Source organism: Paenibacillus sp. DCT19 (genome assembly GCF_003268635.1).
Classification (GTDB): Bacteria; Bacillota; Bacilli; order Paenibacillales; family Paenibacillaceae; genus Paenibacillus.
On record NZ_CP029639.1, the window covers coordinates 5,540,001 to 5,555,735 of the forward strand.

The 15,735-nt window shown below is 44.9% G+C and carries 13 protein-coding genes; 1 reads left to right on the forward strand and 12 read right to left on the reverse strand.

Annotated elements, in window-relative coordinates; genetic code table 11:
• Positions 1–329: 329 nt before the first annotated feature.
• Positions 330–1,211, reverse strand: coding sequence for a nucleotidyltransferase-like protein (locus tag DMB88_RS25275; RefSeq protein ID WP_251384338.1), 882 nt, complete (start codon positions 1,209–1,211; stop codon positions 330–332).
• Between the two features lie 122 nt (positions 1,212–1,333).
• On the opposite strand from DMB88_RS25275, the gene DMB88_RS25280 reads away from it, so the two are divergent.
• The gene (locus DMB88_RS25280; protein WP_128103538.1) at positions 1,334–1,705 is read left to right on the forward strand and encodes a DUF2614 family zinc ribbon-containing protein; all 372 of its coding nucleotides are present in this window, start codon (positions 1,334–1,336) and stop codon (positions 1,703–1,705) included.
• Between the two features lie 215 nt (positions 1,706–1,920).
• Here the strand turns inward: DMB88_RS25280 and DMB88_RS25285 are convergent, their stop codons facing one another.
• The 11 genes from DMB88_RS25285 to DMB88_RS25330 all read right to left on the reverse strand — a co-directional run bounded on the left by DMB88_RS25285 (position 1,921) and on the right by DMB88_RS25330 (position 15,653).
• Entirely contained in the window at positions 1,921–3,138 is a 1,218-nt protein-coding gene (locus DMB88_RS25285) for a glycosyl hydrolase family 18 protein (RefSeq protein WP_368028221.1), read from the reverse strand.
• Entirely contained in the window at positions 3,135–3,650 is a 516-nt protein-coding gene (locus tag DMB88_RS32215) for a stalk domain-containing protein (RefSeq protein ID WP_368028222.1), read from the reverse strand. The genes DMB88_RS25285 and DMB88_RS32215 overlap by 4 nt, the downstream gene beginning before the upstream one ends.
• A 129-nt stretch (positions 3,651–3,779) precedes the next feature.
• Positions 3,780–4,202: a peroxide-responsive transcriptional repressor PerR gene (gene perR / locus DMB88_RS25290; protein WP_056693464.1), complete on the reverse strand. Its 423-nt coding sequence runs from the start codon at positions 4,200–4,202 to the stop codon at positions 3,780–3,782.
• A gap of 170 nt (positions 4,203–4,372) precedes the next feature.
• The gene (locus DMB88_RS25295) at positions 4,373–5,776 is read right to left on the reverse strand and encodes a DUF4097 family beta strand repeat-containing protein (RefSeq protein ID WP_128103539.1); all 1,404 of its coding nucleotides are present in this window, start codon (positions 5,774–5,776) and stop codon (positions 4,373–4,375) included.
• A gap of 26 nt (positions 5,777–5,802) precedes the next feature.
• Positions 5,803–6,369, reverse strand: a complete 567-nt coding sequence (locus tag DMB88_RS25300; RefSeq protein WP_128103540.1) for a hypothetical protein — start codon at positions 6,367–6,369, stop codon at positions 5,803–5,805.
• A gap of 148 nt (positions 6,370–6,517) precedes the next feature.
• Positions 6,518–7,228 carry an MgtC/SapB family protein gene (locus DMB88_RS25305; RefSeq protein ID WP_128103541.1) on the reverse strand — a complete coding sequence of 237 codons (711 nt, stop codon included), beginning with the start codon at positions 7,226–7,228 and terminating at the stop codon, positions 6,518–6,520.
• 99 nt (positions 7,229–7,327) lie between these two features.
• On the reverse strand, positions 7,328–7,756 hold the full coding sequence (locus DMB88_RS25310) for a GNAT family N-acetyltransferase (protein WP_164848850.1): 429 nt from the start codon (positions 7,754–7,756) through the stop codon (positions 7,328–7,330).
• Between the two features lie 218 nt (positions 7,757–7,974).
• Positions 7,975–9,414 carry an Asp-tRNA(Asn)/Glu-tRNA(Gln) amidotransferase subunit GatB gene (gene gatB, locus DMB88_RS25315; protein ID WP_128103543.1) on the reverse strand — a complete coding sequence of 480 codons (1,440 nt, stop codon included), beginning with the start codon at positions 9,412–9,414 and terminating at the stop codon, positions 7,975–7,977.
• A gap of 26 nt (positions 9,415–9,440) precedes the next feature.
• Positions 9,441–10,898: an Asp-tRNA(Asn)/Glu-tRNA(Gln) amidotransferase subunit GatA gene (gatA, locus tag DMB88_RS25320; RefSeq protein WP_128103544.1), complete on the reverse strand. Its 1,458-nt coding sequence runs from the start codon at positions 10,896–10,898 to the stop codon at positions 9,441–9,443.
• A gap of 27 nt (positions 10,899–10,925) precedes the next feature.
• Positions 10,926–11,213 (reverse strand): Asp-tRNA(Asn)/Glu-tRNA(Gln) amidotransferase subunit GatC, encoded by a 288-nt coding sequence (gatC, locus tag DMB88_RS25325; protein ID WP_128103545.1) that lies wholly within the window; start codon positions 11,211–11,213, stop codon positions 10,926–10,928.
• A gap of 276 nt (positions 11,214–11,489) precedes the next feature.
• A complete protein-coding gene (locus tag DMB88_RS25330; protein WP_164848788.1) occupies positions 11,490–15,653 on the reverse strand; it encodes an S-layer homology domain-containing protein in 4,164 nt (1,387 codons plus the stop codon).
• Between the last annotated feature and the right edge of the window lie 82 nt (positions 15,654–15,735).

Below are 15,735 nucleotides of genomic sequence, written 5' to 3' on the forward strand. Positions count from 1 at the left end.
ACTCGTTGTTCAGTTTTCAAAGATCAAACTTGAATCATGTTACTCATTTTTGTGTCAACCACATTTTCAGCGGCGACTTTTATAATGTAACACATTTCAGTTATTTTCGTCAAGAACTTTTTTTATTTCTTTTTTGAAGCGTTTTGTTCTCGATGTTCTCCAGCAGAATTTGACTGTTTGTTACAACATTCTGCGTTTGAGGAACGAAATATAATGTATCATAAATCATAATTAAGAGTCAACATTTTTTTATAAATTATTAAACAAACAAAAAAGGAAGGTTTCCCCTCCTCTTTTTACACAGTTAAACTGTAGAGTGCAGCAGTCATTTAACTCTCGATCCAGTAGCGGATCTCGCGCCCTTCTCCCCCGATCAAGGAAGGCCAGCCAGGTGATTCCTTCACTAATGAACGGAAAACCAGCTTACGCAGGACAAGCGGAAGATCTTTGGCTACAAACCTTAATTGAGGATGATGAACAAGTTCATCCATACTCCAAGGTTCTTTCCGGCTACCAAGCACACGTAGTAGCAATCCCGAGCTTTCACTCATTTTGGACATGACAGAAAACTCGCAAGCTAGTAGAACAAGCTCCACACGTTGCTCTAGTGTCTCTGAGCTGACGGTAAGCTCCTGATATAGCTTCCATAATGCCCGATCCAAGCTCTGTACATGTGTCCAAACAGCATGATCCGGGTATATTCCCTGTTCGATTAATACGATTCTAGCCCAGTTCCCTAGAGCCTCAAGTACATTGTAATATGCATCCACCACATGCCCTTCCTGAATGTAGCGTTTCGACTCCACATACATTCTAAGAAAGCTAGCAAATTCATGCAGAAGCTTCTGCTCTCTCAATTCTTGGCTAAACGTAGACAGCTCATCTCGCAGGGCACTTATAGCACCGTCAACTTCCCAGATGATCTCTCCTTCTATAAGGCATTGCATCATGTTGTCATTGTCACCAGTGATCACACTGCTTCGCAGCTCGTGTCGACTTGCATACATGATCTGATAACGCAGATCACCATATTTATAGTGCCCTACCTTAGATGCAACCTCATCTGATTCACATATAATAAGTACAAGCAATTCGAAATCCTGAATCAGGGAGCCGTGGAATCGCTCTCCTGGGTGGGAATAAGCGATAGCCCCAACTGCTCCCGTCTCTTCCGACTGTCCGGATAAAAAGGCTAGGTTCTTTAATTCCACGAGTCCCTCCATACAATTCATGGCAGATATGCGCCAAGTCAGTTATAATATAATTCTACAAGCAGGCTGAAGTTTCCTTCTTTTCCAGGTACGATACTACTCATACGTTAGGAGCATTTTTCATGATTTTTAAATCAGCTAAAATTAATGCTTTTCGCACTTGGGGACTGTTGCTTACCATGCTAGGTATGGGTCTAATGGTCCTGGGTACGGCCGGAATTGTATTCTGGGGACATGCTGGCAAGGTATTTGCTGCTGTAGGACTCGTTATTGGGCTAGTTGCTATGCTAGCTAGTCTGGCGATCTACTTTTGGGCAGGGATGCTGTCAACGAGCGCTGTGCAAGTTGATTGTCCAGAGTGCGGCAAGTTAACCAAAATGCTAGGTAAGACGGATCGTTGCATGTTCTGTCATACCATCCTCACCCTAGATCCCACACAGGCCAATACAATTGCCCCACAACTGAAAGCGCCTTCTCCTTCGAGTACAGACTAGGAATTAAACAGACGAGAAAGATAAACTCAACTCCTTAGATACCCATCATTCGCGACCGTTGTTAGTGCCCACAAGATTTCAATAACAAAAAGACCCGGAATAATCACTCCGGGCCTTTTTGAATTCAACAATGGGATTAACGAAACGAAGATTATAATCTTATTGCGTTGTTCATTAGGTTCTTAATCGTGTACCGATGATAAATTAAAATAAGTTCATTTGCCATAACCAGCTCGTTTCAGTACTTCCCATGCAGAGGCGTTTGCAAAACTGCGATTCCACGCAGCAACGCCGCCAAGTTCCAGCGAATCAATCAAATCTACACGTGCCTGGAGCGACACAGCGTCTTCTATCCATATTTTCTTCGTTGCGCCATCTTCCTCATATTCCACATAGTTCTGTCCACTGGCTTGATCCAGCACAGGCTTTAATTTCTTTTCCTTAATCAGATCTGTAACAGTATTCATACCTACTGCCTTCGAAGAAACCTTGACTTCTCCCTGTTCATTCTTCTCTTCAGTCCATATCCGTGTGTATAACGGCACAGCCATAATTAGTTTATTGGCAGGCACTTCGTCTTCTTCTAAAATACGACGCATAGATGCCTCTGTCCATGGCAGTGATGCTACTGATCCCGCCTTTGGACTTGCAGCCCAGTGTTCATCATAAGCCATCACAACAATATAGTCTGCGAAAGCACCTAACGAACGACGATCTAGAAAAGCCGACCACATCTCACTGTTGGATTTTGGTGTCACATCAACAGAGAGCATCAAACCATGAATACGTGCCATCGCTTTAATTTCACGCACAAATTGAGTTATGTTAGGACCGTCATCCGTATAGACATTCTCAAAATCAATATTGATCCCATCTAGCTGATAGGTCTGCGCATATGTCAACATCTGCTCAATAATATGTGTCCGTGTCTCATACGATGCCATTGCTTCCTTCGTAATATCCGGATCAAAACTATTGTCCATCAGTCCCCATACTTCCATACCAGAGCGGTGAGCCCAGTTCACATAGCTTTTGTCTGCTTTGCTTCTCAGGCTGCCTTGGCCATCTGTAATGTGGAACCAGGTTGGACTAACTACATTCACTCCTGGCAACTTGCCAATGGACGCAATATCTGGTTGCCGATTATACACGGCCTCCCAAACCAAGTTTACAGGCTTACTCTGCCACTTCTTCTCGGCTTCGGTAAGTGTGAACTGGGGCTTGTCCAGCTCCTTTTGCTCAGTGAGGGTGATATTTTTATTGTCCATGTAACCGGCATACCCATTGTCGAGCTGTACAAAACTTTGTTCATCCCCAGTCTGCCATACCCGTACCCGGTCGTCTTGCAGCATATCCGCAATAATAGGAGAACGTTCTTCCCCTTGCTTGTAGAGTGGAACCGTCTTATCTGCTTTGGTTGAGCCGGTATTCACTGTGGCATATTGAATCGTATCTCCCCGCGCATGAGTAGAACTGCACCGGTTGTTGAATCTTCTTGTATCGCTATGCCATAGACTTCCTTCAGAGGTTTAAGCGGAATGTAAGCTTCATCCCCTACTACCTCCGGCTCTACCGACATCGGAAAGTCTTTATGATTCAATTCTGCTTGTGTACTACCTACCTTCATATGCAGCACTCGTTGAGGCGAAGCAATAATAATATCACCTGTAGCCGCTTCATAACGAATGCCTGGATCAATTACGTCCTGCAAAACGCTGACAGGTAACTTGAGCTCGTTGCCTGTACCTGAAGCTTGCCCCTCCATACGCTGTCCTTCTACAAAAATAGGTTGCTTCATCCCAATCCAATCGGGTTCCTCATAGGTTGGATTAAGCCATACACTCGTAATGAGCCAGTACGCAGCGCCCGCAACGATACAAGCCCCAAGGAAACCAGGCCAGAACGAGCGACGTTTCTGACGTGTATATCTGTTTTTTCTACTCAACAGTCTACCTCCGTTATTCATGCTGAATCTTAGTCATTATGCATACATAACATCATCTAATCGCCTTAAAAACAAAAAACGTGAAGAATTCAACCGAATTCCGCACGTTAATATTGTAATTCAACTCTCTTAAGTCCTGCAACTTTTACATACACCGTACACTTCCAGTCGATGACCATGTACTTCAAATCCAGTACTTGTCTCCGCCTGCAGCTCCACGCTTTTTAAAGAAGGATAGCTGAAATCTTCGATCTTGCCGCATTGATCACATATCACATGATAATGATCCGTGACATTGGCATCGAAGCGACTTGAGTTGTCTCCGTATGTTAATTCCCGAACCATGCCGGCTTCCAAAAACATCTTCAAATTGTTATATACAGTCGCCACGCTCATACTGGGAAATTGGGGTTCAAGCGCACGGTAAATTTCATCGGCTGTTGGATGCCCCATAGATTCCATCAGATAATTCAATATGGCATGACGCTGGGGTGTAATACGGACACCGGTCGTTTTCAGATGCTCCAACGCATGTTGGACACGTGTTGCCATAAAACCCACCGCCTTACCTTTCGTTCTCTGAAGGGAGATCACATTACCATGTAACGCCAATCAGAGTTTGATCTTAGGCAGGAACAACGGCCAACCGCCTATCCCACCGTGTCACCTTACCTTATGATAGTTATTGTACGGCGACTACAAGTTTGTTGTCAACGCGGCAGTCACGGAACTTCCGGTGGATTGTCCTGGGAATTTTGTTCATTCTCATTCACCTGTTCCACGTCATCCCCTGTGTTATCTACATCTTGTGCATCTACACGGGGTGTCATGACTTCAGGATTCTCATTAATCGTTAGATCGCTGTTTCCTTCAACTTTGACCGTATATTCCCCTTCGCCTAATTGACCTTCAATCGTTTTGTTCCGCACTGTAAACGGCAAATCTGTTACTAGGTCGCCATAGCTGCTAGAACCATTCAATTTATAGTCACCTAAATTTGGTATCAATATATTAATTGCGCCGACCGCACTGTACACTTCCCAATCGCCGCCGATCTTGGTCGAAGTAATACTGATGCTTCCATTTAACGATTGAGCTCTGATTCCCAGATTCGCATTGTCTAGGGTGATATTTCCATTCCTAGTCTCCGCCGTAAACTCACCAACAGAAGCGGTAATACTGATGCTGCCAACTTGTGTGGTTAGATCCACATCTCCAGATATCCCGCGGGCTTTCATATCTCCTCGATTACTGTCCAAATCAACATTGCCGATTGCATTAGCTACAATCACATCACCATTAAGCGTTTTACCAGAAATATCGCCAACCGCATTCGTAATTCGAATACGCCCGTTTCCCGTCTCAGCCAAAATCGTGCTAATCGCTTCAGGACGATTCAATAAGATCGCTCCATTGGATGTACGAATGTCCAGATTGAAACGACGGTCGTCAGGGACAGTAATGGTCATATTCATACGTGGCTGTGTTTTTTCATTTTCTCCATAAGTCTTGCCCGTAGCTCTGACATAAATAACCTTCGTGCCTTCTGTCTCAACAAAAGAAGCATCTGCTACAGCTTTAGCCTGTACCTCTGAAGCATTGTCCACCCAGACAACCGTACGAACTTCAATTTCGTCAGTGTCTCCGCGCTGAACGGCAATATCTCCATTCACGCCCTGAACGACTATATCCGACGTCTCCATCTCTACTGGCACACGTATGGTTCCTTTATCTTGCATGTATCCAGCAGCTTGGCTATAGTCCATTGATGCAGCTCCGAGATTAAGACTCACCCTGTTCCATAAATGCATGTAGTGATCCTGCTCTGTCACAATAAACACAGAAGCGGTAAGCACAAGAGATGCCAAAATGCCTTTTGCATCAGGTCTAAAACGCATTTTTACCTTCTCGCCCTTTACTTCCTCGTTTAAGGTCTTTCTCTTGCGAAGATACCAAAGAAATAATAGGATGCACTCAAAACCAAGTGCAATGAGCAGCAATGGCCACCAATCCACGATTTCATAGAAGTAGTCGGTCCCCCACTGCTTATCCATAATCAATAAAATACCAACTGTTATGATTAAGGAGGCAGCCGTATAGCGACCCACTCGGATTTTACGGTTCATCGTTTCCCCTCCTAAAATAACGTCATCTATACTTTCGTTTTACGCAGCATAACCCATATTTCACGACCGAATAAAATTAGGCCACCTATAATTAATAAAACTGCAAACACATATCCCCCATACAGCGCCAAAATCTCTTGGAACCAACGAGGCTTACGGAAGAAAAGTACCATAAGTGCTCCTCCTACAATGAGCAACAATCCAAATGATACCCCTCTCTCCCAGACCATAAGCGCCTCTCCTGCAGCACGCTCATTCGTTTCAGGCTTGTCCGAACCCCCAAGCACACTCACTCTACGCCTGCGCATCATAACCCAGTCTGCAGATTGTAAGACATCATACACATTGTAGAAATAAATAATCGGGATGAACAAAGCCAGCAGGATCAACAGTGGTACATTAATCTGTATGCCAATCGACGAGAAATACAAGAGCGCCGACAAGTCCAGTAGAATGAGCAGCATAAACGTAAGACCTCTCATATACAGGCGCAAATAGATATGCCCCATGCCAGGAATAATCGCGCTTAATAACCCGGCGAGGAATTTATGTGTTCGATTCCGAACGGGTTTGGGTTGCTTCTTGCTTACCATGACATGCCCCTTTCCTCAAAAAATGATGCTCACGTTCTTCGTGCATTTGGTTAGATAGTACCCTAAAGCGACAGAAGAGTAACTGGAAGAAAAATGGATACAAGCAAAAACCCTCCGCCACTACTGGCCTGGGGAGGGTTCAATTCATTTATTCTACAGACACCTTGGTAATATGCTCTCGTTGTCTCAATTTGGATACAAGCTGTACTGTACTATAATCATGCGGTACATGGACATGCAGTACAACTTCAATTTTACGCTCGACTGAGATTACTTCAGCAAAAGCCAAATCTTGTTCATTTACTGTAATTTTGCGTATTTTGATCTTCTCATGTTCCAAAAAGGCAGAGATCTGCTCCAGAAAGCCGGGTTCAGATAACGTATGAAGTGTGACGACATGAAGCTTGTTGCCCCGAATGTACCTTAACTCCAGCTTGTTAAATACCCAAAGATTAAGCAGAACTAAAACTGTGGATACGATCGATGCAAAAAAGAATCCTGCGCCTGCGGCAAGCCCAATGGCTGCAACCACCCAGATTGATGCTGCAGTCGTTAAACCAGTGATTGATTTTCCGGTAAAAAGAATCGTACCTGCTCCTAGAAATCCGACACCCGTAATAACCGCCGTCGCTAGACGTGCCGGATCGATCCGTACATTTAATTCATTTGCAAAATCTTTAAATCCATAAACAGATAACATCATAATTAGTGCAGAGCCAAGACATACCAAGATATGCGTACGCAAACCAGCCGCATGATTCGAACGTTCTCGTTCTAATCCTACAAGCCCTCCCAATAACATCGCAAGTAATAACCTTAACAAAATATGCCACTCATCAATAAACCAAGGATTACCCAAAGCCGGTGTTCCCCCTCCAAGTTGTTAACAGCTTTAATCGTTAATATCTAATATTTATTCCCTAATTAATGTTTCATACCTAGGATGGCTGAGATGAGACTATCTCTTATGAAACGTCGTTAGCTCCACGCCAGGTGCAATTTGGACAGTCTCTACGGGGTTGAAGCCGAATTTAGTGTACAGATTCACTGCGGGCTGGTTCAAAGTACCTGTAGACACGATATATCGAGGCACATGGGGATACTGCTCAAACACATGAAACATTAATGTAGCAGCGATTCCTTGACGAAAATGATCCGGATGCACCATCATTCGTGTGATCGTCAACGTATCTTCCTCTTCTTTAGCAACTGCGACAGCCCCGAGAAGCTCACCATCAGCATCTATGCAACCATAAAACGTCTCCCCACAGTTCTGGAGTGTCTCGATCGTATCCATCAGAGGAGGAATCTCCTGAAATCCGATGATTTCAGCTTCTAAGCGATATGCCACATGCTGAAGCCGCCAAAGCTGGCTCACGGTCTCCATATCGTCCAGTGCCAATGCTTGGATATGCACTTTTCCTCATCTCCCTCCTGCGTAATCTAAGTAAACCCTTGTGAATAAGGTATCCAGCTGTAAAAAACATGTACATGGATACTCCATAGATAGAACATGCTTCTATCGTCGTTATCCTTAGTATATTTTTTACAAAAAAGAGGCTGTCACAGGGACGAGCCTCTTTCGATCCGGTCTCACCGGCTGGATTAGCGGTTCAGTACGTCTGTCAGTAGTTTATTGGCTAAGCCTGGATTGGCTTTCCCCTTACTTTCTTTCATAACCTGACCAACCAAGAAACCGATGGCTTTTTGTTTACCAGCCTTGTAATCCTCAACGGATTGAGGGTTGTTTGCAACAACCTGCTCAACAATCGTAAGAATAGCTCCCTCGTCACTAATTTGGACAAGACCTTTCTCTTCTACGATTTGTTGTGGAAGTTTGCCACTTTCCAGCATTTCTTTGAATACTGTTTTGGCAATCTTGCTGCTAATTGTGCCCTTCTCAAGCAGTCCAATCATCTCACCAAGACCTTGTCCTGTCAGTGGAACCTGAGACAACTCTAAGTTACTGGTGTTCAAGTGAGCGAGCAATTCACCCATGATCCAGTTGGATACCGTTTTGGCATCTTGTGTGTATTTCAAGCTATCTTCAAAAAGATCTGCAATCGCTTTGGATGAAGTAATGACCTCAGCATCATAACTTGGCAGCCCATAATCCGCAGTATAACGAGCTTTACGCTGGTCTGGAAGCTCAGGAATTGAAGCTCTAATCCGCTCTTTCCAAGCATCATCAATATGCAGGTTAACTAGATCTGGATCTGGGAAATAACGATAGTCATGCGCTTGTTCTTTGCCACGCATCGTTAGTGTTTTGCCTTGAGCCTCGTCCCAACGACGAGTCTCTTGCACCACTTCACCGCCATCATCCAGGATCTCAGCTTGACGGAATTGTTCATATTCCAAACCACGCTGAACACCACGGAAGGAGTTCATGTTTTTGAGCTCAGCCCGTGTACCCAGCTTCTCTTGTCCATGTGGACGCAAACTGATGTTGGCATCACAACGAAGCGAGCCTTCTTCCATCTTCACATCGGACACTTCACAATACTGCATGATTGCACGCAGCTTCTCAAGATAAGCACGCGCTTCTTCAGGTGAAGAAATCTCTGGTTCAGAGACAATCTCGACAAGCGGTGTACCTACACGGTTGAAGTCAACCAATGAAGCATAGCCGCCATCAACGTGAGTCAGCTTACCTGCATCTTCCTCCAAATGGAGACGTGTAATGCCGATCCGTTTCGTTTCACCATTCACTTCGATATCAATCCAACCGTTCTCACCAATAGGCTGATCAAATTGGGAGATCTGGTACGCTTTTGGAGAATCCGGGTAGAAGTAGTTTTTACGGTCAAACTTACTGACATCAGCAATCGTACAGTTCAGAGCCATTGCCGCTTTCATCGCGTAATCAACTGCTTGACGATTCAATACCGGCAATACACCTGGGTGTCCGAGACAGACAGGGCAAGTATGCGTATTAGGCGGTGCTCCAAAGGCTGTGGAGCAACCGCAGAAAATTTTGGAGTTCGTGTGCAACTCGACGTGGACCTCAAGTCCAACGACCGTTTCATATTTAGATGCGGACATTTCTATATTCCTCCGTTCCGGGCAGTCTACAGCTGCGGACGCTGCTTGTGGAATTCCGTATTTTGTTCAAACGCATGCGCTACACGCAGTACGGTTGTTTCATCAAAGGCTTTACCAATAATCTGCAACCCAACAGGAAGTCCATCTGAGAAGCCACATGGAATGCTAACTGCAGGTACACCAGCAAGACTGACCGGAATCGTCAGAATATCATTAAGGTACATTGTCAGTGGATCGTCCACTTGAGAACCTAGTTTGAACGCGGTTGTTGGAGCAGTTGGTCCGATAATCACATCATATTTAGCAAATACATTGTCGAAATCTTGCTTGATCAATGTACGTACTTTCTGTGCTTTCAGGTAATAAGCATCATAGTATCCGGAGCTAAGCGCATACGTACCCAGCATGATGCGTCGTTTCACCTCTGGTCCAAAGCCCTGACTACGGGACTGATGATACAGATCGAGCAGATTTTCAGGATTCTCTGCACGCACACCATAACGAACACCATCAAACCGAGCAAGGTTCGATGAAGCTTCGGAGGAAGAGAGCAAGTAATAGGTAGCAACTGCATATTCGGTATGCGGGAGTGATACTTCTTCCCAAGTTGCTCCAAGTCCTTCCAATACCTTGAGTGCCTCCATAACCTTATCTTTAACCGCTGGATCAACACCTTCACCGATGTATTCCTTCGGCACAGCAATGCGAAGACCTTTGACATCACCAGTAAGACCGCTCAAATAATCAGGAATGTCGACTTTGGCAGATGTCGAATCTTTGGCATCATAACCAGCAATAGCTTGCAGAACATAAGCAGAATCTTCGACATTTTTGGTCAATGGGCCGATCTGATCCAATGACGATGCGAAAGCTACCAGACCAAATCGAGATACTAAGCCATACGTTGGCTTCAGACCGACTACACCGCAATACGAAGCCGGCTGTCTAATTGAACCACCTGTATCTGATCCAAGGGTGAAATATGCCTCGCCGGCTGCAACAGCTGCTGCCGACCCACCGCTCGATCCACCAGGTACACGATCCAGTGCCCATGGATTACGAACAGGATAGAAGCTTGAATTTTCATTTGATCCGCCCATAGCGAATTCATCCATGTTCAATTTACCGATCGTCACAGTATCTGCCGCTCTAAGTTTCTCCACAACCGTTGCATCATACACCGGGTCGAAATTACTCAGAAATTGGCTAGCACATGTCGTACGCAATCCGTTCGTAACGATATTGTCCTTGATCCCTACTGGCAATCCAAAGAGCAGACCTTTCTCCTCTCCACTAACGAGACGGTCATCCAGCTGACGTGCACGGGTACGAGCGCGTTCCTCATCCAATGCCAAATATGCCCTTACCTTATCTTCACGTACACCAATGTTCTCATATGCCTGATTCACGAGATCGCTGACCGACAATTCCTTGGCGTGCAGCTTGTTATGTATCTCCGGCAACGATTGTTCAAATAAACTCACGATGTTCGTCCTCCTTCCGGTTATCGGTTATTCCATTACAGCAGGCACTTTGAATTGGCCTTCTTCTTCATCCGGTGCATTGTGCATTACCTGTTCGATTGACAAACTTTCTTTTGTCTCATCTTCACGCATCACGTTGCTTACGTGCAGAACGTGACTGGTAGGTGCAATATCGTCTGTGTTCAGCTCATTCAGCTTCTCTGCATATTTTAAAATCGCGTTCAACTGTCCTGTCAGCATCTGCTCTTCATCCGAGGTCAGATTGAGCCTAGCCAGCTTGGCCACATGCTGAACGTCATTGTTTGAAATACTCATTTTCGGATGGCCTCCTTCATTTCGTTCAACTTCCCGAAACCGCCTAAAACGAATCGCTCGTTTAACGGGCTAAAGTCCCAAGATAACTTTTTTTATTATAGGGGAGATAGTTCGACAATTCAATGCAAATGACCTGTTCTCCATACTATCCAATATTCGTTCTTGTTCATAACTGCCAAAAAGGCAGCGCTAAACGCGCTGCCCTTGGTTACCAACCTGTTTAGAATTAATACTAGTGCGTGTTCAAAAAAAGGTTGGACTTTTGGAATTACCTTATTAAATAAGACCTGATTGCTGCAACAGCCGTCGAACAAGCACAGCCGTCTCTGCCCGAGTAATCATAGATTTCGGAGAAATGTTCTCGTTACTTCGACCAGATACAACTCCAGATTGTAGACTGATGTCCACCGCTTCTTTGGCCCAATCGGACACTTGATTCATATCGGTAAACCGTGAAAAATCTTGGCTTGCATTTATATCCAGCTTACGATCCAAGCCAGTGATTTTCATCGTCCGATGAATTATCATCATCGCTTCCTCACGAGTGATATCCTGTGCAGGATGGAACCCACCGTCTGTGTAACCATCGATAAGACCATAATCAGCCGCAGCGCTAATTACACCTGCATACCAATCACTTGGACTCACATCGCTAAACTGGTTATTAGCTGTATTGCTTTGCAGCCCCAACGCTCTTACTAGAACAGCCGTGAATTCAGCACGTGTAATACGCTCATCTGGGTTAAATATTGTATCCGTTACTCCACGAATAACCATACGTGAGCCCATATCGTTTACTTCTGCTTCTGCCCAGTGTCCCGCAACATCCGTGAAAGTTCGTGGATTCCAGACCAGACCATATACACTATTGGTCAAACTATTGATCTTCGCATAGTTCACACCGTTAATATTCGAAATCTTGGTTGGTACATGACGTATGCTGCCATCCTTCTCAACAACTACTCCTGTCGTCACCTGCATGGAATCAATCTCACTAGGTAGTTTTATTGCTCGTTCCACATACTCGTTAAATTGGTCTACACTCACAGATTTACCCTCATATGTGGCCGTGATATTGAATTCTAACAGCGAACCAATCAAGCTAAAGCCGTTTACACGTCCTGCTTCCTCCACTTCGGATACGCTATCTGCTGAAGCAGGGGAAATTTGCAAATGAAGAATCATATCCTCAAGATGGTTATCCACGCCAAGTTGTTGGGCTAGCATACTAATATCCACCAAACGCGAAGGCAAGGAATACGTAGCCGCATCTGTCTGTAGCACAAGTACAGCTTCTTGATCTGCCATGAACTTCACTAATCTTCCAGACAGTTCACCGTTAACTCGGTCTTTTTCGCCGCTTTGCACAGGAAGGGTCACTATGGCTCCCTTGCCTTCTGCCTGCAATTTTTGCATAACAGCTTGCTCATCAACGGTCAGAGTCAACACATTCTGCCCATTCAATTGAGTTTTGCTCAAGGTTCCCACTGTTTCCGGCTTTCCATTCACTAAGATCGTGACACCTGAGTTGGTTGCACCCTCACCAGAAGATGATGCTCCTCCGCCAGATGGTGATGCACCTGTCGCTGCGTTTCCAGTACCTCCAGAATTGCTACCACTACCCGGAGTCGTACCACTTCCTCCATCGGATGATCCGCCAGAACCTCCAGATCCACCGGAGCCTCCAGATCCACCATTATTCGAAGCAGTCCACTTCGCGTACAAAATAACGTTCGATTTTCCTACGAGCAGAATATCCCCTGCACCATAGTTATGTCCACTACCATCGGCAGCCGTATTCCATCCTGCAAAAGTATGTCCTGTCTTCACTAGATTGCCTGTGTTACCCAAAATGGTCACCTGCGATTGTGACTTATACATCTGGTCATCTAAAGGTACACTTCCTGATGTAGCCCCGTTACTGTCATACCGAATTTGATAGCTCTTAGATGGAACATAAGACATCACTGTTGATTTGGGTGCACTAATTCCTTCTCTAAACGCAAGGTAAAGGGCTCCATCTTTGTTAATCGCCAGTCTGGTATCCATTGCAATTCCTTCTGAGACTCCAGCTCCCCCTAACGCTTCCCAACCGTTAACCTCGCTATACTTCATAACCGTTGCTTTGTTCATATTGGCAAAGTCCATAAACGTTACATACGGATTTCCTTCTTGATCAAGCACCATTGAAAAATAATTGGCTTGGTGCTCTGAAAAATTAGGCTCTCCAACATTTTTCCATATGCCCGAATCATCAAATTTCATTACGGTTGGTTTAAGTCCACCTCGTGGATCTGTATAGCCTGCGTACACCGTTTCGTTCTGATCCACTGCGAGCGCAATTTCAGCTACATCCGTATGAGAAAATGCACGTTCACCAACCAACGACCATGAATCATCGGCTTCGTTGTATTTCGTTACGGATAATTTGAAGCCTGCATTAGTATCACTGTATGCAGCATACAGAGTACCGTTTGGACTTATAGATAATGTTCCGCCCGCCGCGGCTGCCAGGTCGTAGCCCGGGTTGCCAATGTACTCCCATTGATCCGATTCGTCATTATACTTCATCACCTTAAGATCATAACCCGTATTAGGTGCAACATAAGGCACACCATTTAGATCGAGTTTCAAATCAAGAGTCCTTAAACTATTCTGAGTGAAACCCGGTGATCCAACAACCTCCCAGCCATCATGCTCCGTGTACTTCATGACGGTGGCACTGCCAATACGATTGCCATCACTATAAGCAACATATATTGTTCCATTCTGGTCAATTGCTATTTTGTTTTTGGATGTAAAACTCTGAGTAAAGCCTGGTTCGCCTACTGCAATCCATCCGTTATCTTTGGTATATTTCATTACAGTCGCTCTATAGTCTTTAGCACTATCCGAATATATAACATATGGCGTACCATTCCCATCAACGGTAATATCCTGGTCTGAAGCTATTGCTTCTGAGAAGCCTGCTTGACCAAGAATATTCCATTTATCCTCCTCCAGATCCGGGTTATCTGTACCCCCAGAAGAAGAAGGTGTCCAAATCGCATATAGTGTTACGTTGGAAGAACCCATGATTAACGGATCGCCAGCCTCATAGCTCGTTCCACTTCCATCACTTGCTGTATTCCAGCCAGTAAATGTATATCCCGCTTTTTCCAAAGCGCCTGTGTTGTCTTGAACAGTTACACCTGCTTGTTCATGGTATTGCTGATTATCGATGGGTGCACTGCCTGTCTGAGCTCCATTTCCATCGTAAGTGATGGTGTACAGGGGTTTAGATCCAAAACGCATTACGGTTGCTTTGGATTGCTCAGATGTATCCTGATAAACCACATAGGGTTGGCCATATTGAGGATCTAGTGCAAGTGCAGGCGTAGCTACCACATCTGCTGAGAAACCAGCTTGACCTACATACTGCCAACCATTTTGGCTATAACTCATAACGGTTACTTTATGACCGTTTGCACCATCCTTAAAGGCAACATAAGTTACACCCATCTGATCTACTACAATTGACGGTGAAGAAATGGAACCTGGAGAGAACCCCGATTCACCAACGGTTTCCCAGCTTTCTGTCTCACTCTTGAATCTCATTACTGTCAATTTAGATGTATCGTCACTAAATGCGATATATGGCCTACCTGAAGAATTCAGTGCAAGCGATGGTGAAGAAGTATATCCAGGTGAGATGCCCGCTTGTCCTACCAATTCCCAAGTATCAGCGCTATATCTCATAACCGTCGTATTGGAGGAACTATCCTGAAAAGCTACATATGGTGTTCCTGCTTGATCAAGCACCAATGACACAGAGCTATTCACGTCTGGGGAGAAATCGGCTGTTCCGACCAAATCCCATCTCATCAAATCGCTGTTATATGCCATTACTGATGCCTTTCCACTAACACCGTCTTTAAAAGCAACATAAGGATTGCCCGCCTGATCCAGCGCAAGCGAAGGATAGTTCGCGCTATTTGGTGTAAAACCAGCTTGTCCTACCGGTTCCCACCCATCATTGACCACATTATATCTCATAACTGTTGCTTTACCATCCTCATTGTTATCCTGAAATCCGATATACGGAGTCCCCTGTTGATCTAGTACAAGCGTAATTCCAATTGCTGAACCGCTCGATAAACCTCTCTCACCAACAAGCTGCCAGCCATCGGAGACACTATACTTCATCACCGTAGCTTTGAAACTGTCACCTAAATCCGTATAAGCCACATATGTATTACCTGATTGATCCATCGCCAGCTTGGGAGCAGAAGCTTCTCCTTCAGAAAAACCAGCATTCCCGAGCGATGTCCATTCTTCATCAACAGAAGCATATGCCTGGTCTGCAACCCATGTCGGAAAGATTGGAACGCCTCCCAAAATGACTACACAAGCCAACAACATCATAATGAATTTCTTACCATTCTGATGAATCCTTCTCATATTCATATCTTCCTCTCTCACCTACGTAAGATTGATAGGGATTACCCTTCTTCAACGGAAGATATTCTATCAAATATCTCTG